8 protein-coding genes are annotated in these 24,490 nt (G+C 72.0%); 7 read left to right on the top strand and 1 reads right to left on the bottom strand.

Annotation, left to right across the window (positions count from 1 at the left end):
* Positions 1–39: 39 nt before the first annotated feature.
* The 5 genes from ORI60_RS40945 to ORI60_RS40925 all read left to right on the top strand — a co-directional run bounded on the left by ORI60_RS40945 (position 40) and on the right by ORI60_RS40925 (position 5,744).
* A complete protein-coding gene (locus ORI60_RS40945; RefSeq protein ID WP_266043391.1) occupies positions 40–924 on the top strand; it encodes an ester cyclase in 885 nt (294 codons plus the stop codon).
* Positions 925–954: 30 nt separating this feature from the next.
* Positions 955–1,488: a hypothetical protein gene (locus tag ORI60_RS40940; protein ID WP_266043390.1), complete on the top strand. Its 534-nt coding sequence runs from the start codon at positions 955–957 to the stop codon at positions 1,486–1,488.
* Between the two features lie 19 nt (positions 1,489–1,507).
* Entirely contained in the window at positions 1,508–2,986 is a 1,479-nt protein-coding gene (locus ORI60_RS40935; RefSeq protein WP_266043389.1) for a multicopper oxidase family protein, read from the top strand.
* Positions 2,987–3,203: 217 nt separating this feature from the next.
* Positions 3,204–4,505 (top strand): glycosyltransferase, encoded by a 1,302-nt coding sequence (locus ORI60_RS40930; protein ID WP_266043388.1) that lies wholly within the window; start codon positions 3,204–3,206, stop codon positions 4,503–4,505.
* A 96-nt stretch (positions 4,506–4,601) separates the two neighbouring features.
* Positions 4,602–5,744, top strand: coding sequence for a hypothetical protein (locus tag ORI60_RS40925; RefSeq protein ID WP_266043387.1), 1,143 nt, complete (start codon positions 4,602–4,604; stop codon positions 5,742–5,744).
* Between the two features lie 63 nt (positions 5,745–5,807).
* On the opposite strand, the gene ORI60_RS40920 is transcribed toward ORI60_RS40925, so the two are convergent.
* The gene (locus ORI60_RS40920) at positions 5,808–8,687 is read right to left on the bottom strand and encodes a helix-turn-helix transcriptional regulator (protein ID WP_266043386.1); all 2,880 of its coding nucleotides are present in this window, start codon (positions 8,685–8,687) and stop codon (positions 5,808–5,810) included.
* 719 nt (positions 8,688–9,406) lie between these two features.
* Between ORI60_RS40920 and ORI60_RS40915 the strand changes: the two genes are divergently transcribed.
* Positions 9,407–10,630 (top strand): 2-isopropylmalate synthase, encoded by a 1,224-nt coding sequence (locus ORI60_RS40915; RefSeq protein WP_266043385.1) that lies wholly within the window; start codon positions 9,407–9,409, stop codon positions 10,628–10,630.
* Between the two features lie 162 nt (positions 10,631–10,792).
* The gene (locus ORI60_RS40910; RefSeq protein WP_266043384.1) at positions 10,793–24,424 is read left to right on the top strand and encodes a type I polyketide synthase; all 13,632 of its coding nucleotides are present in this window, start codon (positions 10,793–10,795) and stop codon (positions 24,422–24,424) included.
* The last annotated feature ends 66 nt before the right edge of the window (positions 24,425–24,490 follow it).

Raw genomic sequence — 24,490 nt, 5'->3', positions numbered from 1 at the left:
ACCCGCTCGCGCGTGGTCCTGCCGATCACCCTCTCCGCCATGATGATCGCCGCCTTCGTCCCGGCCGCCACCGCCGCACCGCCGCGGCACCAGCAGGGCGTCTTCGAGTCGATCGCCAGTCCGAAGGAGAACGTGAACAGGGCGATCGTCCTCGGCTTCTACGCCGCGCTGAACCGCGGGGACCTCGGACACCTCGACAGGGTGGTGCGCCCCGACCTCGTCCAGCACCACCCCGCGATCGCCAACGGCCGGTCCGCGTTCCGCGCCCACCACGCCGGGCTGCGCGAGCAGAACCCGAACCTCCGGTTCACCGTGAAGCGGACCATCGCCCAGAACGACCTCGTGGTGGTGCACAGCCACTTCGTCGGCAAAGCCGGCGACCTGGGTGTCGCCAAGGTCAACCTCTTCCGCCTCGACAGGGGCAAGATCGCCGAGCACTGGGAGCTCAACGAGGCCGTCCGGCCACAGGGCATCGGCAACGACATGTTCTCCACGCTCAGCTCGCCCAGGATCTCCCGGTCGCTGCCGTTCTCCACGGACGCTGAAAGCGCGCGCGTCGGCCGTGCGGCATTCGACGAGATCGTCAACCAGCCCGATGACGAACTCCGCCTGAAGGCGCTGGACCGCTACATCGGGGACAACACGTACTACCAGCACTTCCCGGACGTCCCGAACGGGACCGAAGCGCTGCAGCAGTTCCTGCACGCCGCGTACGCGGCGCGGCCGGACTACCGCGCCAACGTGAAGACCGTTGTCGCCGAAGGAGATCTGGTCGCGGTGTTCGTCCACCTGGAGAAGCTCTTCGACATGGAGAACGGTGTGGGCGCCGACCTGTACCGCGTCCGCGACGGAAAGCTGCTCGAACACTGGGCCGTCATCGAACCCACTCCGCCGACTTCGGCCAACCCGAACCCGATGTACTGATCCGCGGAACGTGGGCGGGAAGGTGGCTCAATGCAGTACGAGGTCGCAGTCCGGCAGGCGTCCACGCCGTCACCGGACCGCTCCTGGCCCACGGCCCCGCTGGCCCTGCTGGCGATCGTCCTCGGCGCGATCGTGGCCTGGCAGATCCGGGACTGGTCGTCCTATTTGGACGTGAGCTCGCGGTGGCTGCCCGTCCTCACCGCCGGTGCCGGACACCACTCCGAAGCGGAGGGAACGCTCACCCCACCCCCGGCGATCGTGGCGAACGCCGTTCCCAACTTCGTCGGCATCACGCTGCTCGCGGCGCACGCGACCATGGCGAGCCTGCTGCTCGCCGTGGTCGCCTCCCGGCGGTGGGCGGCAAGGCGCATTACCGCCCTGCTGGTCTTCGCCGCGACGTCGGCCGTCCTCAGCGCTTCGGTGACGATCCCCCTCGCGGGGCTCACCGTCGGCAACGCCATCGCGCCGGGTAACACGATGTCCGCGGCGATCACCGTGTTGCAGTACTCGTTCGTGCTCTCCCTGCTCGCCGCGGTCACGCTGCACCTGCGGCGTTCTCCCTGATTCCCCGAAGGTGATCGACGTGCTGAACAGAAGAGATGCGATCAAGCTCGGTTCCGTCGCCGGCGCGGCCCTGATCTTCCCGACGAAACAGCTGGCGTCCGCGTTCTCCGACGACCCGCCGCAGGTGCCGCCCTTCTCAGTGCCGTTGTCGATTCCCCCGGTGCTGAAGCCCACGCGGAGCACGGCGGACACCGACTACTACGACATGCGGATCGCGGAGACTGAACTGGAAGTCCTCCCCGGCATCCGGACGAGGACACTCACCTTCAACGGGAGCTTTCCCGGCCCGACCATCCGCGCCCGGCGTGGACGTGCCGCGGTGGTCAGGCAGGTCAACGGCCTGCCCGGGCCCGCGACAGTCCACCTGCACGGCGCTGACGTCCTCCCGTCAAGCGACGGGCACCCGATGGACCCGATCGCGCCCGGCCAGGCCAGGGTCTACCGGTACCCGAACGACCAGCGCGCCGCCACGCTCTGGTACCACGACCACACCCACCACCTGGAGGGCGAACAGGTCTACCGCGGCCTTTCCGGCGCGTACCTGTTGTCGGACCCCGTGGACGCACTGCTCCCGTTGCCTGGTGGCGAGTTCGACGTCCCCCTCGTGCTCAGGGACGCGAAGTTCGACAGCAGGGGTCAGCTCGTCTTCGTGCCGGACGACTTCATGAACCGGCCGACGATCCTCGTCAACGGACGGCCACAGCCCTACTTCGAGGTCAAGCGGAAGCTGTACCGCCTCAGGTTGATCAACGGGTCGAACCTGGAGATGTTCAGGTTCCGGCTCTCCACCGGAGCGACGTTCCTGCAGATCGCCTCCGACGGCGGCTTCCTGCGCGTTCCCGCGGTGCGGCAGGAGATCGACCTCTGGCCCGCGGAGCGCGCCGAGGTCCTGGTGGACTTCCGATCGGTTCCGCCTGGCACGGCGATCGTCTTGCAGAACGTGGCGGCCCTGTCCGAGAACAAGCGGGACATCCTGCAATTCCGGGTCGGTGCCGGGGGCCTTCGGTCCACACCGGAGTCGGTCGTCCCCGACTGGAACCGTGCACGTATACCGTTCGCGCCGGGAGGAATTCCGGGATGGCCGGCGAACGACCCGGCGCGGCGAGAGGTCACGAGAACGCGGCGGTTCGTCCTGCGGCTCGACCTCGCCCGCGGCCAGTTCGTCATCAACGACAAGGGATTCGACCCGGATCGCGTGGATGCCACGATCGAGCACGGCTCGACCGAGATCTGGGAGATCGTGAACGACGACGCCGCTCTCGGCATCCAGCACACGATGCACCTGCACCTCGTGCAGTTCCGGGTCCTCGACCGCAACGGCAGGCCCGAGCCCGCCTACGACTCGTACCCGAAGGACACCGTCCGGCTGTTCCCCGGCGACGTCGTCCGCATCCAGGCCACGTTCGACTCCCACCTGGGCCGCTACCCGTTCCACTGCCACTTCCTCGACCACGCGACCCACTCGATGATGGGCCAGTTCGAGGTCGTCCCACGCTGATGACGACACCGGACGACCAACCCGGCGTTCCGCGCACTCGCAGCACTGTCCTGTATGGACTTGAGAGTGTGAATTCTCGGGCCGCAGTGGGGAATTCAAAAGCAGGCACTGCGGAGCGCCAACGGTGACTGCGGAGTTCCGCAGGGTGGTCGCGGACACGGCCACTACCGTCGAGGACCGGACTTCTCTTCGAAAGCACGCCCCTGGAGGTCAAGGCATGACCCGCGTGATCATGGCAGCGATTCCCTTCCCCGGGCACGTGAACCCGCTGCGCCCCATCGCCGCACACCTCGTGACGCAGGGGTACGACGTCACCTTCGTCACCGGCAACAACCTGCGCGACGCGGTCATCGCCACGGGCGCCACCTTCCACCCGTTGAAGGGGTACGCCGACTACGACGGCCCGAACGTGTACCAGACCGTCCCGGCGCTCACCGCGGCCGAACCCGGCGTCGAGCAGATCGCCGTCTACCTTACCGAGGTGCTGGCCAAGCCCATGCGGGAGCAGCACGAGGCCATCCAGGAAGTCCTGGCGCAGCAACCGGACACGCCGACGGTCGTGCTGCACGAGATGTACTTCAACGGGCTGTGGCCGATCCAGCTGGGCGCGCCGGGCATCCGGCCGGCGCGGGTGCTCGGTCTCGGTGTCACGGTGCTTCCGCTCTACAGCGCGGACACCGCACCTTTCGGGATGGGTCTGCTTCCCGACGCGTCCCCGAGCGGACGGGAGCGCAACGCCCGGCTGAACTCGGAGGTGCGCGCGGCGTTCTCGTCCGCCCAACGCCTCGCGGAGCAACTGGTCCGCGACTGCGGTGGCACCGGCACGCTGCCCTCGTACTTCGACGCGCAGGTCGTGGTGCCCGACGAGCTGCTGCACCTGTCCATCCCCTCGATGGAGTACCCGCGCAGCGACCTGCCCGGCTCGGTCCGCTTCGTGGGCGTGCCGTGGGAGGAGGACCACCAGGACGTGCCCTTGCCGCAGTGGTGGGACGACGTGCTCGACGCCGAGAAGGTCGTCCTCGTGTCGCAGGGCACCGTGAGCAACGACGACTACTCCGAACTGATGCTGCCCACGATCGAGGCCCTGGCCGGTCAGGACTGCCTCGTGATCGCCACCACCGGCGGCCGGCCGGTGAGCGACCTCGGGGCCCTTCCCGGCAACGTGCGTGCCGCGGAGTACATCCCGTACACGCGGTTGCTGTCGCACGTCGACGTGTTCGTCAGCAACGGAGGGTTCGGCGGGATGCAGATGGCGCTCAGCCGTGGTGTGCCGCTTGTCCTGGCAGGGGAGACCGAGGAGAAGAAGGACTCCACCGCGCACGCCGCGTGGACCGGTGCGGCCATCAACCTCGCGACGAGCAGGCCTCGCGCCGCCGACATCGACCGGGCGGTGAACGCGGTGCTGCGGGACGACACCTACCGCGCCGCCGCACGACGGCTGCAGGCCGAGTACGCGGAGTACGACGCGCTGCGCACCATCACCGACATGGTCGAGATGGCCGGGAAAGCACTGGTGTGACGAGGAATCGGCCAGGTTCTCCACTCTGAGAACGCGCGAGCTCCCGCAACCCGGACCACGCACCTCTCCGACCACACGGCAGAACGGCACATCAAGATGCACATTTCGCGTACCAGCGGCCGCGAGCGGGCTGACCTGCTCGCGACCTTGCTCTCCGACGACAAGGAGCTCATCGCGGCACTGGAGACAACGCTCACGGAAAGCGACGTGGTGGGCAACGTGGAGAACTTCGTCGGTGCCGTACCGGTACCACTGGGGCTGTGCGGTCCCGTTCTGGTGCACGGGCAGCACGCGGTCGGCGAGTTCGTGGTGCCCATGGCGACCCTGGAGGGCACCCTGGTGGCGTCCTACAGCCGCGGCGCCAAGATGCTGAAGGCCTCCGGAGGCTGTGAGGTGGTCGTGACCGACGACCGCTTCCTGCGGGGCATCCACTACCGGGTGCGCAGCCTTGCCGCCGCGCAGGACCTCGTCACCTGGTGCAGGGCCCAGGAACAGGTGTTGCTGGCCGTCGCGGAAAGCACCAGCGGTCATCTGCGCGCCCAGCGCCTGGACTACGACCACGTCGGGTCCACCGTGCTGGTGTCGGTCGAGTTCACCACCGGGGACGCGATGGGCAGCAACATGGCGAGCAAGGCGATCGCCGCCGTCTCCGAGCACATCGTGCGGCACAGCGGCATCGAACTGGAGGAGTTCCTGCCGTACCCGGAGGACAAGAAGCCCATCCCGGCACGCCTGAAGGGCAAGGCGGTGACCGCGCGGGCGATCCTGTCGGCCGACGTCGTGGCGTCCCAGGGACGAACGGACGTGCGGCGCCTGGACCGCTACGTCCAGGCTTACCGCAGCACCCTGGCCCTGCACGGCAGCTCTTCGCTCAACATCCACGTCGTCAACGGCATGGCAGGCCTGTTCCAGGCCTTCGGGCAGGACATGGCCTACCTGGGCGAGTGCGCCAAGGCGATCGTGGACTCCCGCGTCACCGGCAGCGGCGACCTGGAGATCTCCCTCACCCTGCCGACCCTCGTCGTGGGAACGGTCGGCGGCGGCACCGGCCTGCCGGCCTTCCAGGCGACACTCGCCATGGTCGGCTGCGCCGGCACCGGCAAGGTCGGCAAACTCGCCGAGATCATCGCCGCGGTGCTGCTGGCCGGCGAAGTCGGCTGCGCGGTCGCCCAATGCGCGAACGAGTTCGTCGCCGCCCACGAGTCCCTCGGGCGCAACAACCCCGACGAGGTGAGCTGAGTCTCCTCGACCGGATCCGGCCGACGCCGGACACAGCACCCGCCGTGCGCGTTCCGGCGGAGGTCACCCCCGTGCGGTGTACCCCGCGAGTGCGGCGGGCAGCTGGGTTCGCCTGCGTATGCCGAGCTTGCGGTAGATGCCGGTGAGGTGGAACTCGACGGTGCGCCGCGAGACGCCCAGCTCGTGCGCGATCTCGTCGTTCGACTTCCCGTCGAGCACCAGACCGGCCACGCGGTGCTCGTGCGGTGTCAGGGTGAGCGCGTTGATCCGCGGGGCGGGTCGCGCGACCTTCGTCGGTTCGGCGGGCTGCGGGACCCGCGCGGGTGGTGCGCCGGTGGACGCCAGGCCGTGGATCCGCTTTCCCGGCTCCACTTCGACGCCGCACTGCCGGCCGAGCTCCTGTGCTTCCGCGAGGTGGTGCCGGGCGGTGTCGTGCTGTCCCTTCTCCCACCTCGTGGCGGCGAGTTCCAGCAGTACCTGTGCGTGCAGCATGCGCGCGGGTGACCGGCGCAGGACCGAGTCGGCCTCGGTGAGCCACGGGGTGGCGGCGGTGCCGCCGGTCGCGATGCCCACGGTCAGCAGCGCACGGCCGATCGTGGTGGGTGCGCCCCACTCCCGTGCCAGCGTCAGCTCCTGCAGTGCGAGGTCCAGGGCGGGCTTCGGTTGTCCGAGTCGCAGGTGGGCCAGCGCCGCGGAGGACCGCCAAGGGCGCAGCGTCGGACTGGGTCTGCCCCAGGACTGGAACCGTTCACCGCATTCGAGCTGGTCGGCGAGTGCTCCCTCGGTGTCGCCGAGTTCCAAGCGCACCGCGCCCCTGGCGTGCAGGAGTGCGGTGTGGTGCCAGGTCCGCGGCAGTTCCCTCGCCCCGCCGAACGGCCGGAGCGCGTTCTGAGCCGCGTTGACGTCACCCAGTGCCACCTGCGCACGAGCCAGGGCGTCGACGGCGTTGACCTGTCCGAAGTGGTCGTCCGGAAGCTTCGCTGTTCGCGCCAGGGATGACGCGAGCTCCGCGTCCGCCACAGCCTCCCCGAACGAACCGCGGAGGTGGTGCGCCCGCGACCGGAGGGTGTGCCCGAGCAGTGTGATCAGCGTCAGCTCGTGGCGACGGGCCTCGAACAGGATCTCGTCGCAGTGGCGCAGGACGAGGTCCGCCTCGTCGGCGCGGAGGAGAGCGTCGAGCACCGCGACCACCAGCCGCGGGTTCTGCAGGATGGCGGCCGCACCACCGGACAGGGCCGCGAGCGCCGCCTTCCGGCACGTCGGCAGGTCGGCGCCGCTGCTGCTCGCGTCCTCGGCGACCAGACCCGCCAGCGCGCGCCCGCGCGCGTCACCGCGGCGCCACTCCCGCTCGTCGGCTTGGCGGAAGTCCACCCGCCAGGCCTCCGGGTCGTGAGACGGCACGGTGACCCGTTCCAGCAGGCGGATCATGCCGGTGGTCACCGGGTCGTCCGGCCCGATCACGGCCTTGGCCCTGCGCAGCACCTCGCTCGCGGTGTCGTACGCACCGTCGAGGTAGAGGACCTGCGTGAGGCGGCAGGCCGCCTTCAGAAGCGGTTCCCGGTCGTCGAGTCCCGCCATCCCCTCCTCGAGGTGCACCACGGCCATCCGCGGGTCGAAGCAGGCCTCGGCCAGACCGAGCCGCAGCAGCACGTCCTTCCTCCTGGCGATGGAGAGGTTCTCGGTGAGGGCCCTGGTGAGGAGCCTCGCGCCCGAGCGGGCATCGCCCTCGCCGACCGCCGTGCGGGCGGCAGCTCCCAGGACCTCCACCGCCCACGCGCCCAACTGTGAGGACGTCCGCAGGACATGGTGTGCCACGACCGGAGCCGGGGTCCGCCTGTGGTGCAGGAACCGCGCGGCGCTGGCGTGCAGCTCCTCGCGCTCCCGGTAGCCGATCGCGCTCTCGATCGTGTTCTTGATGACCCGGTGCGTGAACCTCAGCCCGCCGTCCGGCATCAGCACGCCCATTCTGGCGAGCTGCCGCACCCGGTCGGCGGTCTCCCCGTCGCCCACGTCCAGGACGGCGGTCAGGAGGTCGAGGCCGGACGGCTCCACGACCGCCACCGCCTTGGCGACGTCGACGAGTTCGGGCGACTGCCGGTTGAGCCTCGCCAGCAGCGACTGACCCAGTTTCTCGGACTCGGGGCGGAGCAGGGTGCTCACGGCGTTCTCGTCAGGGACGACCGACCGGTCCCGCATCATGCTCAGGAAGTGGTGCGTCACTGTCGGACAGCCACCTGTGCCGTCGAGGAGGGCTTCGGTGAACTTGTCGTCCGGTGTGCGTCCGAGGAACTGCTCGGTGAGCCGCACGAGGTTCTCCGCGGTGAAGAACGGGAGCCTCACGCGCTCGGAGCAGAGCTCCAGCTCCGCGATCAGCAGGGGGTCGGTCGGCCGGATGCCGGGTGTGCGGGTCATCAGCAGCACGACCGGGAGCTTCGCCATGCGATGCGCGAGGTGGTTCAGCCAGCGCGACGACGGCACGTCCGCCCAGTGCACGTCGTCGACGAGCAGGCAGAGCGGCGTGCGCAGTGCGAGCTCCGCGGCGAAGCGGTAGAGGCTGTGGATCGCCCGGTCGACGTGGCTTTGCTCCCAGTCGTCCCCGTGCCCGGCGATGACGTCGCACGCGTGCTGCACGGCCTTGTCGTCGCGGCGGGCGGAGATCTCCTCGCGCAGCTGGTCGAAGAGCTGCTGGACGACGGCGAAGGGCACCTCCCGCTCCACCGGCGACGCCTTGGCACGGCAGACCGTGAACCCGCGCTCGTGGGCCAGCTCGTGCGCCACGTCCAAGAGGGCGGTCTTACCCAGGCCGGGTGTGCCCTCCACCAGGAGCGCGGAGGGTGTGGCGCGCTTCGCCGCCCTCAAGGCGTCGACGATCCGGCCCAACTCCGCACCGCGGCCGACCAGGGTGGTGCCAGCGGCCGGTGGGTGGTGTGCGTCGGAAATCATTGTGCGCTCCGTAGTTGGCAACTGGGCCAATCGGGTGGTGATCAGGTCGCGATTGGATTCACATTGCCAGCCAATCGATTCAAGATACATGTGCCCGTCCGATCGACTTCAAACCGCTGCGGAGAACAATGTGCGAGCTGAATTCGCAGGTGGGACCGGGTCAGGCTGGCCTGGGCGTGGCGACAACGACGTGCCGGTTCGTGAGTGACGCCGAGGTTCGTCACACAGCGACTCGCGCGGTGAACACCGTGTGCGGATGCGGATGAGGCGGTCGGGTGCTGTGGGCTACCGCAGCACTCCCGGCGGTGAGGAGCGATCTGCCTCACTTCCGGTGGGTAGGCGCGCCGTTTTCGGATCTGCGGTGAGGCCGGCGCGGTTCCGCCGCCGCTGGTGAGCGCGCGGTTCTCGAGATCACCGCCTTCGTTGACCGGATTCGAGGGGCGAAGCTGTGGACTTCCGCAGTTCGACCGGCGCGGAGCTGATTAGGGTCGTTCGTGTCCGGTCAGGGGGTGGACGCGCCTTCTGGGGAACTGCGGGCGGACCACTCGCGGAGCCTGCTGCCGAGGTGAATTTCCGCGATGTGCTTTTCGATCCTCCTCACGGTCGAGTTCGTCCATGCGGAGGGATTCACCACACCGGTCTGAAAAATCGATTCTGTGCGAAACGGCGGTGCGCGGAAGTCAGAGCTTTCGAGGACGAATCGGCAATGGTGGGTAGTGATGACTGAGTCGGATGCGGTGCGCGAGTCGGCGCTGGCCGGGAAGGTCGTGCTCTGGGAGGAGGCGGCGCGGGACGGCGCACAGGGCAAGACGCTGATGAGCCCGGACTTCCGGGTGTGGCTGGCCCGGGAGCAGGGTGCGCTGTTCGGCGCGGACGGTCCTCGGCACGTGGTGTTCGCCGCTGGTTTCCCCGCGGTGTGCAAGGAGGAGTTCGAGGCCGTGCGCCAAGTGGCGGTGGAGGCCGAGGAGACGGTGAGTCCCGCCGCCGTGTGCCGTGGCACCGCCGCGGACGTGCGGCAGGCGATCGCCTCCGTGCGGGGGGTGGCGCACGCGCGCGTGATGATCGTGATCCCGGCGTCGGAGGCCATGGCGCAGGCCACGACGCACCTGCCGGTCACGGAGGCCGTGCGCGCCGGTGCCGCCCTGGTGAGCGACTCGCGGGGTGCCGGGATCGCGGTGGACGTGTGCCTGGCCGACGCGTCTCGCGCCGATCACGGTCTGCTCGCGGACGCCGCGCGTGATCTGACGGACGCGGGCGCGGGTGTGGTCGTCCTCGCGGACACCATCGGGGACCAGCTGCCCGCCGAGTCGGGAGCCATGTTCGCGGCCGCGCGCTCCGAAGGCGTCGTGCTCGCCTCGCACGCGCACAACGACCTCGGCCTGGGACTGGCCAACACGCTGGAAGCACTGCGCAACGGCGTGCGGGTGGTGTCCTCCTCCTGGTTGGGCGTCGCCGAGCGGTCCGGACTCGTGGCCACGGAGCAGGTGCTGTTCCTGCTGGCCTACCGCGCCGACCGGGCCAAGGTGCTCCTCGGCGAGGACGCCGACCCGTGGTGCACGCCCCCGGACCTGACCCGGCTGCCTGATGTGGCCCAGGCAGTGGCCGAAGAGATCGGGGTTCCGCTGGGCGTGACCACCCCGGTGGTGGGAACCGGTGTCGGCACGATTTCCACCGGGACCCCGTTCGTGCACCAGGAGCTGTTCCAGCCCTTCGCCCCGGAACAGCTGGGCATCACCCCCAGCGTCGTGCTCACCCACCTGGCCGACGCCCGCGTCGTCACCGCCGTCGCCGCCCGCCTGGGCCACCGGCTCGACGTCTCCGCGGCGCGTGCGGCGACGTCGTGGGTCAAGTCCCGCGCCTTCCAGCAGGGCCACGCCGTGGTGGACGACCAGGCCTTCGCCCACTACCTCGACGGAATGCGTGCGGGAGCGGTTCAGCGGTGATCGTCGGTACCGAGGGCGCGCGAGCCGCGCCGGACACCACCGCCCACCTCGAACACCCGCGGTCCTGACCCGGTCCACGCGGCGTTCGACGCCAGACCCCCGATACCGCGAGACAACTCCCCCCGTACGTCCTCGCAGCCAGTCGAAGGAACCCAGTCGCACATGATCACGCCCGAACATCCTGCTGCCACCGACTCGGACGGAGTCGCCGTCGTCGGACTGTCCTGCCGCCTCCCGAGGGCGGCGAACCCGGACGCGTTCTGGGAACTGCTCGCAACGGGGGCGAGTGCCGTCACCGAGACCCCGGCCGCGCGGTGGGACGCGAACGCCCTCTACGACACCGACCTGTCGCGGCCCGGCAGGGCGAACTCGCGCTGGGGCGGCTACCTCGACGAGGTCGACCGGTTCGATGCGGCGTTCTTCGGCATCTCCCCGCGCGAAGCGGTGGACATGGACCCGCAGCAGCGGCTCGCGCTGGAACTGGCGTGGGAGGCGCTGGAGAACGCCGGCGTCGTCCCGGCAGCCCTGCACGAGCACGCCGTCGGCGTGTTCATGGGCGCGTTCGGATCGGACTACGCCACGCTCGCACAGCGCGGGGGCATCGAGGAGATCGGGCACCACACGGTCACCGGTCTCAGCCGCGCCCTCATCGCCAACCGCATCTCCTACACCCTCGGGCTGCGCGGTCCCAGCTTCACCGTCGACTCCGCCCAGTCGTCCGCGCTCGTCGCCGTGCACCTCGCCGCGCAAAGCGTCCGCTCCGGGGAATGCGAGCTCGCACTGGCCGGAGGTGTGCACCTCAACCTCGCGCCGGAGAGCACCGTCGGCGCCGCCAAGTTCGGGGGGCTTTCCCCGGACGGGCGTTGCCACACCTTCGACTCCCGCGCCAACGGGTACGTGCGCGGTGAGGGCGGCGGGATCGTCGTCCTCAAGCCGCTCGCGAAGGCGCTGGCCGACGAGGACGACGTCCTCTGTGTGATCCGCGGCAGCGCGGTCAACAACGACGGCGCCAGTGACGGTCTCACCACACCGGATGCGACCGCGCAGGCGGAGGTGCTCCGCGCGGCCTACCGCGCCGCGGACGTCGACCCGCGGCAGGTGCAGTACGTCGAGCTGCACGGCACCGGCACCAAGGTGGGCGACCCGGTCGAGGCCTCGGCTCTGGGGCAGGTGCTCGGTGCCGGTCGCGCTCCGGCCGACGCGGTGCGCGTGGGCTCGGTCAAGACGAACATCGGTCACCTCGAAGGGGCGGCCGGGATCGCGGGACTGCTCAAGGCGGTGCTCTCGATCAGCCGGGGACAGTTCACCCCCAGCCTCAACTTCGCCGAGCCGAACCCCGCCATCGCGTTCGAAGAGCTCGGCATCAGGGTCCAGACCGAGACCGAGGACTGGAGCGCCGAGCCCCGGCTGGCCGGGGTCAGCTCCTTCGGCATGGGCGGGGCGAACTGCCACGTCGTCCTGTCCGGACCGCCCCGGTCCCTGCACGGCGAGGCGACCCCGGACCACGCCGAGGCGACCCTTCCGTTCGTGCTCAGCGCGAAGACGCCCGAGGCGCTGCGCGCCCAGGCCGGGAACCTGCGCGGCCGGGGACTCGACCACGCCGGCCTGGCCTGGGCGCTGCTCACCCGCCGCACGGTGTTCGACCACCGTGCCGTCGTGCTCGCCGCCACCGCCGACGAGCTCGACTCCGGTCTCGCCGGGATCGAACGGGGTGTTCCCGGCCAGGGGGTCGTCCTGGGACACGGCGAGGAGGCGGACCTCGGCCCGGTCTTCGTCTTCCCGGGCCAGGGCGCGCAGTGGGCGGGGATGGGTCGCGACCTGCTCGACGTCTCCGAGGTGTTCGCGGAGTCCGTGGCCGCCTGCGAGAAGGCGCTGGCCCCGCACGTGAACTGGTCCTTGACCGAGGTCCTGCGCACCGGCGACGGCCTCCACCGCGTCGACGTGGTGCAGCCGGCGTCCTGGGCCGTGATGGTGTCGCTGGCCCGGCTGTGGGAGTCGGCCGGCGTCCGGCCCGCCGCCGTGCTGGGACACTCCCAGGGTGAGATCGCCGCCGCAGTGGTCTCCGGCGCGCTCGGCCTCGACGACGCCGCGACCGTCGTGGCGCTGCGCAGCAAGATCATCGCCGCCGAGCTGGCGGGCCACGGCGCGATGGCGTCGGTCGAGCTGCCCGCCGACGAGGTTCGCCGGCGCCTGGCAGGTCATCCCGGCGTCGAGGTCGCGGTGGTCAACAGCGTGCGCTCGACCGTCGTCTCCGGAGACGGGGACGCCGTCGACGACCTGGTGGAGCAGTGGAAGCGGGAAGGCGTCCGGGTGCGGCTGATCGCCGTGGACTACGCCTCGCACAGCCCCCAGATCGACTCCGTCCGCCGGCGGATCGTCGAGGCGCTCGCCGGAATCCGCCCGCGCCAGGGCAGCGTCCCGTTCTTCTCCACCGCGGACTGCGCCTGGACGGACCGGCTGGACACCGCGTACTGGGCGCACAACCTGCGAGCACCCGTCCGGTTCGGCGAGGCCGTCGAGGCGCTGCTGGCCCAGGGCTTCCGCCACTTCGTCGAAACCAGCTCGCACCCCGTGCTCGTCGGCGCCGTCGAGGACACCGCGACCGCCGCGGACGTCGACGACGTGGTCGTCGTCGGCTCACTGCGCCGCAACGAAGGGGACTTCCGCCGCTTCCTCACCTCGGTCGCGCAGGCCTTCGCCGGCGGGGTGGACGTCGACTGGTCCACTGTCGTCCCGTCGACGCCCACGCGGGTTCGCGGCGCAGACCTGCCGACCTATCCCTTCCAGCGGCAGCGGTTCTGGTTCGGCGACACCACCGGGACGCCAGCCGGGACGGGACCGGTGCTGCGCGGGATCGATCTCGTCCGAGCCCATGCCGCCGCCGTGCTGCGCACGACCGCGGACGCGGTTGGTGTGCGGGAACCGTTCAAGCGACTGGGTTTCGACTCCGTCATGGCCGTCGAGCTGCGCAACCGGATCAACGCGGCCGCGTCGCTGCGCCTGCCCGCCGGCGCCGTGTTCGACTTCCCGACCCCGGCGGCCCTCGCGGCGGAGATCGACCGGCTCCTCCCCGCGGGCACCTGGGAGACCCCCGTCGCTGTGGAGCCGGTCACCGCGGTCGAGGAGAAGCCCGAGGTGACGCCCGAGGACGACCCGATCGTCATCGTGGGCATGGGGTGCCGGTTCCCAGGTGGCATCCGCTCGCCCGAGGACCTGTGGCGGTTCGTCACCGCGGAGTCCGACGCGATCGGGCCGTACCCGTCCGACCGCGGCTGGGACCTCCGCGCGTTGTTCTCCGACGAGACCGAGATCGCCCGCACCGGTGGGTTCCTCCACGACGCCCCGGACTTCGACGCCGAGTTCTTCGGTGTGTCGCCGCGGGAAGCGCTCGCCATGGACCCGCAGCAGCGGCTGTTGCTCGAAGTCTCCTGGGAGGCGCTCGAACAGGCGGGGATCAACCCGGAACTGCTGCGCGGCGGCGACTCCGGCGTCTTCGTCGGCGCGATGGCCGGTGACTACGGCACCCGGCTGCACGAAAGCCCGGACTTCGTGGCCGGTCACCTCCTCACCGGTGTCGCCGGCAGCGTCACCTCCGGCCGGATTGCCTACGTGCTCGGCCTCGAAGGCCCCGCCCTGTCGGTGGACACCGCGTGCTCCTCGTCGCTGGTCGCGCTGAACCTCGCCGTCGAGGCGCTGCGGCGCGGGGACTGCTCACTCGCCCTCGCCGGTGGCGTGACCGTGATGAGCACACCCGGCATGTTCGCCGAGTTCAACCGCCAGCGCGGTCTCGCGCGGGACGGCCGCTGCAAGGCGTTCTCCGCCGCCGCGGACGGCACGGGCTGGTCGGAGGGCGTCGGCGTGCTCGTGGTGGAGCGGCTGTCCGACGCGCTGCGCCACGGCCACACCGTTCAGGCTGTCGTCCGCGGCACCGCGGTGAACCAGGACGGCGCCTCCAACGGCCTGACCGCGCCGAACGGACCCTCGCAGCAGAGGGTCATCCGCAAGGCGCTGGCCGACGCCGGCCTCTCAGCGTCCGACGTGGACGCGGTCGAGGCGCACGGCACGGGCACCTCCCTGGGCGACCCGATCGAGGCCGAGGCGATCATCGCCACCTACGGCCAGGACCGCGACCGCCCGCTGTGGCTCGGCTCCCTCAAGTCCAACCTGGGCCACACCCAGGCCGCGGCCGGGGTCGCGGGCGTGATCAAGATGGTCATGGCCATGCGGCACGGCGTCCTGCCGAAGACCCTGCACGTCGCCGAGCCCTCACCGCACGTCGACTGGGCCGGCGGTGCCGTCGAGCTGCTGACCGAGGCGCGACCGTGGCCGGAAGGCGCCCGCAGGGCGGCGGTGTCGTCGTTCGGCATCAGCGGCACCAACGCGCACGTCGTCCTCGAGCACGGGCCGGAGCCGGAACAGCGCGTGCGGCAGGAGCAGCAGGTCCCGTTCCTGCTGAGCGCCAAGACGCCGCAGGCGCTGACCGCACAGGCCAGGAGACTCCGCGACCACCTCGCCAGTCACCCGGACCTCGATCCGGCCGACGTCGCCTTCACCCTCGCCACCGGTCGTGGCCACTTCGACCACCGAGCCGCCGTCCTCGCCACGGACGCGACGGAGCTGCACGAACTCTGCGAAGGGCGCGGAGCCCGCGACCACGCCCGGTCCGACGAGCCGGTGGCGTTCCTGTTCAGCGGCCTGGGCGCCCGGCACCCCGGCACGGGCCGGGAGCTGTACGACGCCCACCCGGTCTTCGCCGCCGCCTTGGACGAGGTCGCCGATGAGCTCGACCGGTACCTGGCCGAGCCGCTGCGCGAGATCATGTGGGCCGACGACGCCGCGGTGCTGGACCGGCCGGAGCACGCCGAGCCGGCGCTGTTCGCCCTCGGGGTCGCTCTCTACCGCCTCGTGCGGTCGTGGGGTGTCGAGCCGGACTTCGTAAGCGGCCACTCGATCGGTGAGATCACGGCGGCGCACGTGGCCGGTGTGCTGACCCTGACCGGAGCGGCCGAGCTCATCGCCGCCCGCGGCCGGCTGACCTCCGGCGGGGAGTGGGAGGAGTTCCGCCGCGCCACCGAACGAATCGCCTACGCGGCACCGGCGATCCCGCTGGTGTCGACCCTGACCGGCACGCTCGCGACGGCCGGGCAGCTCCGCTCGCCCCAGCACTGGGCGCGGCACGTCCGCGACGCGGTGCTGTTCCCCGACGCCGTGCGGCACCTGCGCGAGCGAGGCGTGACCCGCTTCGTCGAGCTCGGCCCGGACGGCGTGCTCGCGGAGGAGGCGCGTGACTGCCTGACGGGCACCGACCAGCTCGTCCTGAACGTCCTGGAGAAGGGCAGGGCGGAGACCGACGCGCTGGTGCTCGCGCTGGCCCGGCTGCACACCGCCGGTGTCGCCGTCGACTGGCGCGCGTTCTTCGCGGGGACCGGCGCGCGTCGCACTGAACTGCCCACCTATGCGTTCCAGCAAGAGCGGTTCTGGCTCGGCACGGTCGCGAAGACCTCGGACCTCGCCTCCGCCGGACTCGACGCGGTCACGCACCCGGTGCTGAAGGCGGCGCTGTCCCTCGACGGCACCACGGTCCTGACCGGGCGGCTCGACGAGAACGCGCTGCCGTGGCTCGCCGACCACCGGGTCGGCGGTGCGGTGGTCGTTCCCGGCACGGCACTGCTCGAGCTCGCCGCCCGCGCCGGCGCGCACGTCGGCCGCCCCGGCGTCGCCGAACTGCTGCTGACCACGCCGGTGGTCGTCCCCGCCGGTGACGCGCTCGACGTCCAGGTCCGCGTCTCGGCGGACGGCGCCCTGCGGATCGTGTCGCGCGCCGCGGGCCGGGGGGAGTGGACCACCCACGTCACCGGCCAGGTCGACGGTGCCACCGGTACCGGGTCCCCGGCGGTGCCGTGGCCGCCTGCCGGATGCGAACCGGTCGAGCTGGACGCGTTGTACCCCGGGCTGGCCGAGCGGAGTCTGCGGTACGGCCCCGCCTTCCAGGGCGTACGGCGCCTGTGGCGCGGTGACGGCGAACTCTTCGCCGAGGTCCGGCTGCCCGGGACGACGAACGGCGACCACCTGCTGCACCCCGCGTTGCTCGACGCCGTCCTGCAACCGCTGGCCGCCGGCGAGCTGTTGCCGGACGGCGGAACAGCCCGGCTGCCGTTCTCCTGGACGGGTGTCCACCTCCGCGCGACCGGCGCGTCGGTGCTGCGGGCCCGGATGACCGCCCTCGGCCCCGACACCGTGCGGCTGTCCGCCTGGGACGCCGAGGGCACCCCTGTCGTCGACGCCGACTCGGTGGTGCTGCGGCCGGTGTCCGACGTCAGGCTGCGCGACGCCGTGGCAGCCGAGTCGCTGTACCGCGTCGAGTGGCGACCGGTCGCCGTCACGGCCACCGCACAGGGCACCACGCGGCGGTTGCCGGTCCAGCCGCCGGGTCCGCTGCCGCAGCGGGTGCGCGGCGGACTGGCCTGGGCGCTGGCCACCGTGCAGGGCTGGTTGACCGGTGCGCAGAGCGGTTGCCTCAGCATCGTCACCGGGTCCGACCCGGTCGGCGCCGCCGTGCAGGGACTCGTGCGCTCGGCGCAGGCCGAGCACCCCGGCCGCTTCCAGCTGATCGAGACCGACGGCCGCGCCGCATCCGAGGCGCTGGTGCCGTCCCTGGCCGGCGCGGCGGAACCGCAGATCGCCGTGCGGGACGGTGCCGTGCTGGTGCCACGCCTCGTGCGCCACACCGTGACCTCGCCCGCCTCGGAGACCAGGTGGGCCGGCGGGACGCTGCTCGTCACCGGTGCCGGTGGCGTCGTCGGTACGGCACTGACGCTGTACGCCGTGGCGAACTGCGGGGTTCGCGACGTCGTCCTGGTGAGCCGTCGTGGCGAGCGGTCTGCCGGTGTCGCGCGGCTGGCCGACCGGCTGCGGGCGACCGGCGTCCGGGTCGCGGTCGAGGCCTGTGACGTGAGCGACCGCGCGCAGGTGGAAGGACTGCTGACGCGCGTTCCGGACCTGCGCGGCATCGTCCACGCGGCCGGAGCCGTGGCCGACACGGTCGTCGAGTCGCTCACCGCCGAGGGCGTCGACGCCGTCCTGGCGTCCAAAGTGGACGCCGTCACCCACCTGGACGAGCTGACCAGGGGACGGGACCTCGACTGGTTCGTCATCTGCTCCTCGGTCGCCGGGTTGTGGGGTACCGCGGGGCAGGCCAACTACGCCGCCGCGAACGCCTGCATCGACGCGATCGTCCGCGACCGCGCCGCCGCCGGGTTCCCCGCGCTGGCGTTGGCGTGGGGGCTGTGGGAGGAGCGCAGCGACCTCTCCGGGCACCTCGGTGACGCCGATCTCCAGCGCATGGCCGGGGTCGGCATCGCGCCACTGTCCACACCGGATGCCGTCGCGGCGTTCGGCAGCGCGCTGTGCTCGACCGAACCGGTGCTGGCGCCCGTGCGGCTGGACCTCCGGTCGGTCACCGGTCGGCCCGTGCCGCTGCTGGCCGACCTCGTCCGCACGCCGGTCGCGGCCGAGCCCGTCGCGGCGTCGCCGGAGCCGTCCGCCGGCTTCGAAGAGCTGACCGGCGACGAGCTCCGGGCGGAGCTGACCCGGCTGGTGCTCGTCAGCACCGCGGCCGCGCTGGGCCACGCCCGGCTGCGCGACGACCAGGCCGAGCAGCCGTTCTCGGCGCTGGGAATGGACTCGCTGACCGCGCTGGACCTGCGCAACCGGCTCAAGGAGGCGACCGGCCTGCGCCTGTCCCCGACCCTGGTGTTCGACCGGCCCACTCCGCTGGACGTGGTCGACCACCTGGCGCAGGAACTGTCGAGCAGGAAGGACACCACCGTGACCCACGTGGTCGAGCCCGAGCCGGAAGCGGTGGAGCCCGTGACCCACCTGGTGGAGCCCGAGCCCGGAACGATGGAGCTCGAGCCCGAAGCGGTGGAGGACGACCCGGAGGCGGTGGAGGACGAGCCGGAGGCGGTGGAGGACGACCCGGTCGTGATCGTCGGCATGGCGGCCCGCTACCCCGGCGGGGTCGGCTCGCCGCAGGAGCTGTGGGACCTGGTGGCCGGCGGGACCGACGCGATCACGGCGTTCCCGGACAACCGCGGCTGGGACCTCGACTCCCTCTTCCACGACGACCCCGCCCACCGCGGCACCAGCTACACCCGCCAGGGCGGCTTCCTGCACGACGCCGCGGATTTCGACGCCGCGTTCTTCGGCATCGCACCCCGCGAGGCGCTGGCCACCGACCCGCAGCAGCGGCTGCTGCTGGAGACCTCGTGGGAGGCGCTGGAGAACGCGGGCGTCGACCCGTTGTCGCTGAAGGGATCCCGCACCGGCGTCTACGCCGGCGTGATGTTCCACGACTACTCCACCCGCGTCCGGGACGTCCACGCCATCCCGGACGGCATGGAGGGGATGCTGACCGTCGGCAGCCACGGCAGCGTCGCCTCCGGCCGCATCTCCTACGTGCTCGGTCTGCAGGGGCCGACGATGTCGGTCGACACCGCGTGCTCGTCCTCCCTGGTGGCCCTGCACCTCGCCGCGCAGGCGCTGCGCAACGACGAGTGCTCGATGGCTCTGGTCGGCGGTGTGTCCGTGATGTCCACCCCGGTCACCTTCGTCGAGTTCAGCCGTCAGCGCGCCCTCGCCGCCGACGGCCGGTGCCGGGCGTTCTCGGCGGACGCGAGCGGAACCAGCTGGTCCGAGGGCGCGGGCATGCTAGTGGTGGAACGGCTGTCCGAGGCCAGGCGCAACGGGCACCGCGTGCTCGCCGTCGTCCGCGGCAGCGCGGTCAACTCCGACGGCGCCTCCAACAGCCTGACCGCGCCGAGCGGGCCCGCCCAGCGCAAGCTCATCGAACAGGCCCTGGCCGACGCGCGGCTCTGCGCGTCCGACGTCGACGTGGTCGAGGCGCACGGCACGGGCACCGCCCTTGGCGACCCGATCGAGGCACAGGCCGTGCTCGACACCTACGGCCGGAACCGCGACCGCCCGGTGTGGCTGGGCTCGCTGAAGTCCAACACCGGCCACACGCAGGCCGCCGCGGGCGTCGGCGGCATCATCAAGATGGTCATGGCGATGCGGCACGGCGTCCTGCCGAAGACCCTGCACGTCACCGAGCCCTCGCCGCATGCGGACTGGAACTCCGGCTCGGTGGAACTGTTGACCGAGGCACGGCCGTGGCCGGAAGGCACCCGTCGTGCCGCGGTGTCGTCGTTCGGCATCGGCGGCACGAACGCCCACGTGATCCTCGAAAGCCCCGCCGAAGCCGAAGCCGTCCCGGCGCCTGATCCGCGTGCGGGGGCGATCACGCCGTGGGTGCTCAGCGCCAAGACCCCGGAGGCGCTGCGGGCGCAGGCGGCGAAGCTGGCCGGTTTCCTCGACCGGGAGCCTTGCCACGCCGACGGCGCCGTCGCGGCTGCTCTCGCGGGCCGGTCGCGGTTCGACCGGCGTGCCGTCGTCCTCGGTGGCGACCGCGACTCGTTGCTGGCGGGCCTCACCGCCGCGGCACACGGCGACGACGCGCCGAACCTGGTCGTCACAACCGAGAGGCACACGGGGGAGACCGCCTTCCTGTTCGCCGGTCAGGGCAGCCAGCGCGCCGGCATGGGACGCGAGCTGCACGAGGCGTTCCCGGCCTTCGCGGCCGCGTTCGACGACGCGGCCGAGGTGCTCGACCCGCTGCTCGGCACCAGCCTGCGCGACCTGGTCTTCACCGGCGACGGCCTGGACCGGACCGAGCACGCGCAGCCCGCGCTGTTCGCACTCGAGGTGGCCCTGTTCCGCCTCCTCGAAGCCTGGGGGGTGCGACCGGACCGCGTGGCCGGGCACTCCATCGGCGAGATCGCCGCGGCCCACGTGGCCGGCATTCTGTCGCTGAGCGACGCCGCGACGCTGGTCGCCGCCCGCGGCAGGCTGATGGGTGCGCTGCCAGAAGGCGGCGTCATGGTCGCCGTGGAAGCGACCGCCGCCGAGGTGGCCGAGCTTCTAGCCGGACACGAGCACGAGGTGGCGATCGCCGCGGTCAACGGGCCCAGGGCCACAGTCCTGTCCGGTACCGCCGCCGGAGTGCGGGCGATCACCGAGGAGCTGCGGTCGCGGGGTCACCGCGCGAAGGCCCTGCGGGTGAGCCACGCGTTCCACTCTCCGCTGATGGGTCCGATGCTGGAGGAGTTCCGGGACGTCGTGTCCCGCCTCGAGTTCTCGGAGCCGCGCATCCCGGTGGTGTCCACCCTGACCGGGCGGGCCGCCGGCGCGGGCGACTTCACCACCGCGGAGTACTGGGTCCGGCACGTGCGCGAGTCCGTCCGGTTCCACGACGCCGTGCGCACGCTGGAGGCCGGTGGCGTCAGCACCTTCGTGGAGCTGGGCCCCGATGGCGTGCTCTCGGCGATGGCGACGGCGGGTCTGTCCACGTCGGCCACGGCGTTGCCGGTGCTGCGCAAGGACCGTCCGGAACCGCGTGCGCTGCTGGACACCATCGCGAAGTTGTTCGTGCGCGGCATCTCCGTCGACTGGTCCGCCGTGCTGGGCGAGGTCGCGTGGCCGCACGTGGAGTTGCCGACCTACGCCTTCCAACGGCAGCGCTACTGGCTCGACACCCCGCTCGCCACCGGCGGCGTCGCCGGCACCGGCCTCGATGCGGTCGGGCACCCGTTGCTGACCGCGTCGATGTCCCTGGCCGGCAGCGGCGCCACCGTCCTCACCGGACGGTTGTCGGCCGCACGCCCGTCCTGGGCCGCCGCCCACCGCGTCGGCGGTGCCGCCGTCGTCCCCGGCACGGCCCTGCTGGAGATGGCCGCCGCGGCCGGCGACCAGGTCGGCTGCCCGAGGGTGGCGGAGCTCCTCTTCCAGGCAGCGGTGGTGCTGCCCGCCGAAGGAACCCTGGACGTCCAGGTGGAGGTGTCCGCTCCGCAGGACGACGGCAGCCGTGCCCTCACGCTGCACTCGCGGCACTCGGCCGACGCGCCGTGGACCGCACATGCCACCGGCCGTCTCGCTCCTGCCGCGCCCGGCGCGGGGGAGAGCCTGACCGAGTGGCCGCCCGCGAACGCGGAGCCGGTCGACGTCGACGGGCTCTACCCCCGCCTCGCCGAGGACGGTCTGGGCTACGGGCCCGAGTTCCGGGGCGTCCGCAGGGCGTGGCGCCGTGGCGACGATGTCTTCGCCGAGGTGGCGCTGCCCGCGGCAGTGCAGGACGAGCCCGGCGACTACCTGGTGCACCCCGCGCTGCTGGATGCGGCGCTGCACCCGTTGGCGGCCGACGCGCTGCGCCTGCCGTTCTCGTGGACGGGGGTGCAGGTGCACGAACGCGGTGCCGCGTTCCTGCGGGTTCGCCTGCGGAACCAGGGGCAGGACTCGTTCGGCGTCGTCGCCTGGGACGACGTGGGCATGCCGGTCCTGTCAGCGGACGCTCTCGTCGCGCGACCGGTGGTGCGTGAGCAGGTGCGGGCGATCGGTGCCGCACAGGCACCGGAAACCCTGTTCCGCATCGAGTGGACGGCGCCGGAGGAGCTGTCCGGGGCGCGGGGAACCGGGCACCTCACGCTGACCGTCGACAACGGCGACCCCGCGCTGCCGCTACCGCAGCGGGTCAGGACCGCGCTGGACGTGTCGCTGACGGCGGTGCGCTCCTGGGTGGCGCAGGACCACGACCCCGGTGCGCGACTGGTCGTGCTCACCCGCGGCGCGGTGGACGGCGACCCGGTCGCGGCGGCGGTGTGGGGCCTGGTGCGCTCCGCGCAGACCGAGCACCCCGGCCTGCTCCAGCTGATCGACCTCGACGGCAGCGCCGCGTCGGACAAGGCGTGGCGTGACCTGGTCGGCGGGGACGAGCCGCAGCTCGCGGTGCGCGGCGGACAGGTCCGCGTGCCGAGGCTGGCCGGTGCCGGACCCGCCGGGCCTTCCGCTCCCGAGTGGCGTGGCGGTTCGTTGCTGGTCACCGGTGCGGGTGGAGTGGTCGGGTCCGCGTTGACCCGGCACGCCGTGCGCGAGCACGGGGTCCGGGACGTGGTCCTGCTGAGCCGCCGCGGTGCGGACGCGCCCGGCATGGCCCGGCTGTCCGCCGAACTGCGCGAGCTCGGCGCGTCCGTCACGGTGGAGGCCTGCGACGCGGCGGACCGCGACCAGCTGGCCGGGGTTCTCGCGCGGATCCCGGCGGACCGGCCGCTGGCCGGTGTCATCCACGCCGCCGGCACCTCGCGGGACGCGACTGTCCAGTCGCTGACCGCCGAGGCCCTGGAGGCCGTTCTCCCGGCCAAGGTGGACGCCGTGACGCACCTCGACGAGCTGACGAGGGACTCCGGACTCACCTGGTTCGTCGTCTGCTCCTCGGCCGCGGCCTGGTGGGGCACGGCCGGGCAGGCCAACTACGCCGCCGCCAACGCCTGCATCGACGCCATCGCACGGCGCAGGCACAACGCCGGCCGGCACGCGCTGTCCCTGGCGTGGGGGCTGTGGGCCGAACGCAGCGAGCTGTCCGGGCACCTCGACGAGGCGGACCTGCGCCGGCTCGTCCGGCTCGGGATCACTCCTCTGTCCACAGAGGACGCACTGGCCGCCTTCGACACCGCCTTGCGCTCGAAGGAGCCGATGCTCGCCCCGATCGCGCTCGACACCCGTCAGCTCGCCGACAGCGAGTCGGCGCCGCTGACCCCGCTGCTGCGCGGGCACGTGAAGCCGCGCCCGGTGGCGCAGACCGCGCCGGTGCCGTCCATCGCGGCCGAGCTGGCGGGCAAGGACGAAGGCGCTCAGGAGGCCCTCCTGCGCGACCTGGTCCGCGGGCTGGTGGCTCAGGTGCTCGGGTTCGGGAGCGCCGGCGAGGTGGAGGCGGACCGCGGTTTCTTCGAGATCGGGTTCGACTCGCTGACGGTGCTGGAGCTGCGCAACCGCATCGAGAAGGCCACCGGGCAGTCGGTGCCGCCGACGGCGATCTTCGACCACTCGACGCCGAGCGCCCTCGCGAAGTACCTGCGGATCCAGCTCGGCGGCGAACAGGAGGCGGAGCGACCGCTCGACGTGGGGAGGCCTTCGCTGGCCGGGACGACGGTGCTGCTGACCGGCGCGACCGGTGGTCTCGGGCAGCTCTTCGCCCGCGAGCTGGCCGACGCCGGGGCGAACCTCGTCCTGACCGGACGCGACCAGGCCGCACTCGACGAGCTGGCCGACGCCATCGGCGGACCGGCGCTCGCACTGGTGGCCGACGTCACCGACGGCACGGCGCTGACCCGCGCCGTCGAGCGGGCGGAGCAGGAGTTCGGCGCGGTCGACGTGCTGATCAACAACGCCGGTGTCGGCGGTCCGGCCGGACCCCTGTGGGAGGTGGACGAGGACCACTGGTGGCAGGCGATGGAGGTGAACGTGCGTGGAACCGCGCGCGCCTGCCGGGCGGTGCTGCCGGGCATGGTGGAGCGCGGCCGCGGACGGGTGATCAACATCGTGAGCTCGGCCGGCAAGCACCGCTGGCCCCACGTCTCCGGCTACTCGGTGTCCAAGGCCGCCGCGATCAAGCTCGGCGAGAACCTCGCGCCGGAGCTGGCGGGTACCGGGGTGTCGGTGCTCAGCTACCACCCCGGGCTGGTCGACCTCGGGCTGACCCGCAGGCAGCTGGAAGCCGGCCAGACCGGTGACCGCCACCTCGACGGTGTGGGCGCGTGGATGGCGGACCAGCGCGACAGCGGCCGGTTCACCGAGCCGGAGGTCTCCTCGGAGATGCTCGTGAAGCTGGTGTCGGGCGAGGCCGATGCGTTGTCCGGCAGCTACCTGACCCCCGAGGACGACCTGGACCGCCTGCTCGGCGGCTGACCGGTGCCCGGCCCGCCACCGCGCGGTCCGGGCCCCGCCGACTCGCGCCGGCCACGGCGTCGACGC

It is taken from the genome of Lentzea sp. NEAU-D7 (assembly GCF_026242055.1).
Taxonomy (GTDB): Bacteria; Actinomycetota; Actinomycetes; order Mycobacteriales; family Pseudonocardiaceae; genus Lentzea.
The sequence above is the reverse complement of the archived record's forward strand: the minus strand, read 5'-3'. Positions and strand labels throughout refer to the sequence as shown.

Coding starts and splice junctions, on each gene's coding strand:
- ORI60_RS40945 (WP_266043391.1), top strand. CDS start 40: ATGATGATCGCCGCCTTCGTCCCGGCCGCCACCGCCGCACCGCCGCGG.
- ORI60_RS40940 (WP_266043390.1), top strand. CDS start 955: ATGCAGTACGAGGTCGCAGTCCGGCAGGCGTCCACGCCGTCACCGGAC.
- ORI60_RS40930 (WP_266043388.1), top strand. CDS start 3,204: ATGACCCGCGTGATCATGGCAGCGATTCCCTTCCCCGGGCACGTGAAC.
- ORI60_RS40925 (WP_266043387.1), top strand. CDS start 4,602: ATGCACATTTCGCGTACCAGCGGCCGCGAGCGGGCTGACCTGCTCGCG.
- ORI60_RS40920 (WP_266043386.1), bottom strand. CDS start 8,687: ATGATTTCCGACGCACACCACCCACCGGCCGCTGGCACCACCCTGGTC.
- ORI60_RS40915 (WP_266043385.1), top strand. CDS start 9,407: ATGACTGAGTCGGATGCGGTGCGCGAGTCGGCGCTGGCCGGGAAGGTC.
- ORI60_RS40910 (WP_266043384.1), top strand. CDS start 10,793: ATGATCACGCCCGAACATCCTGCTGCCACCGACTCGGACGGAGTCGCC.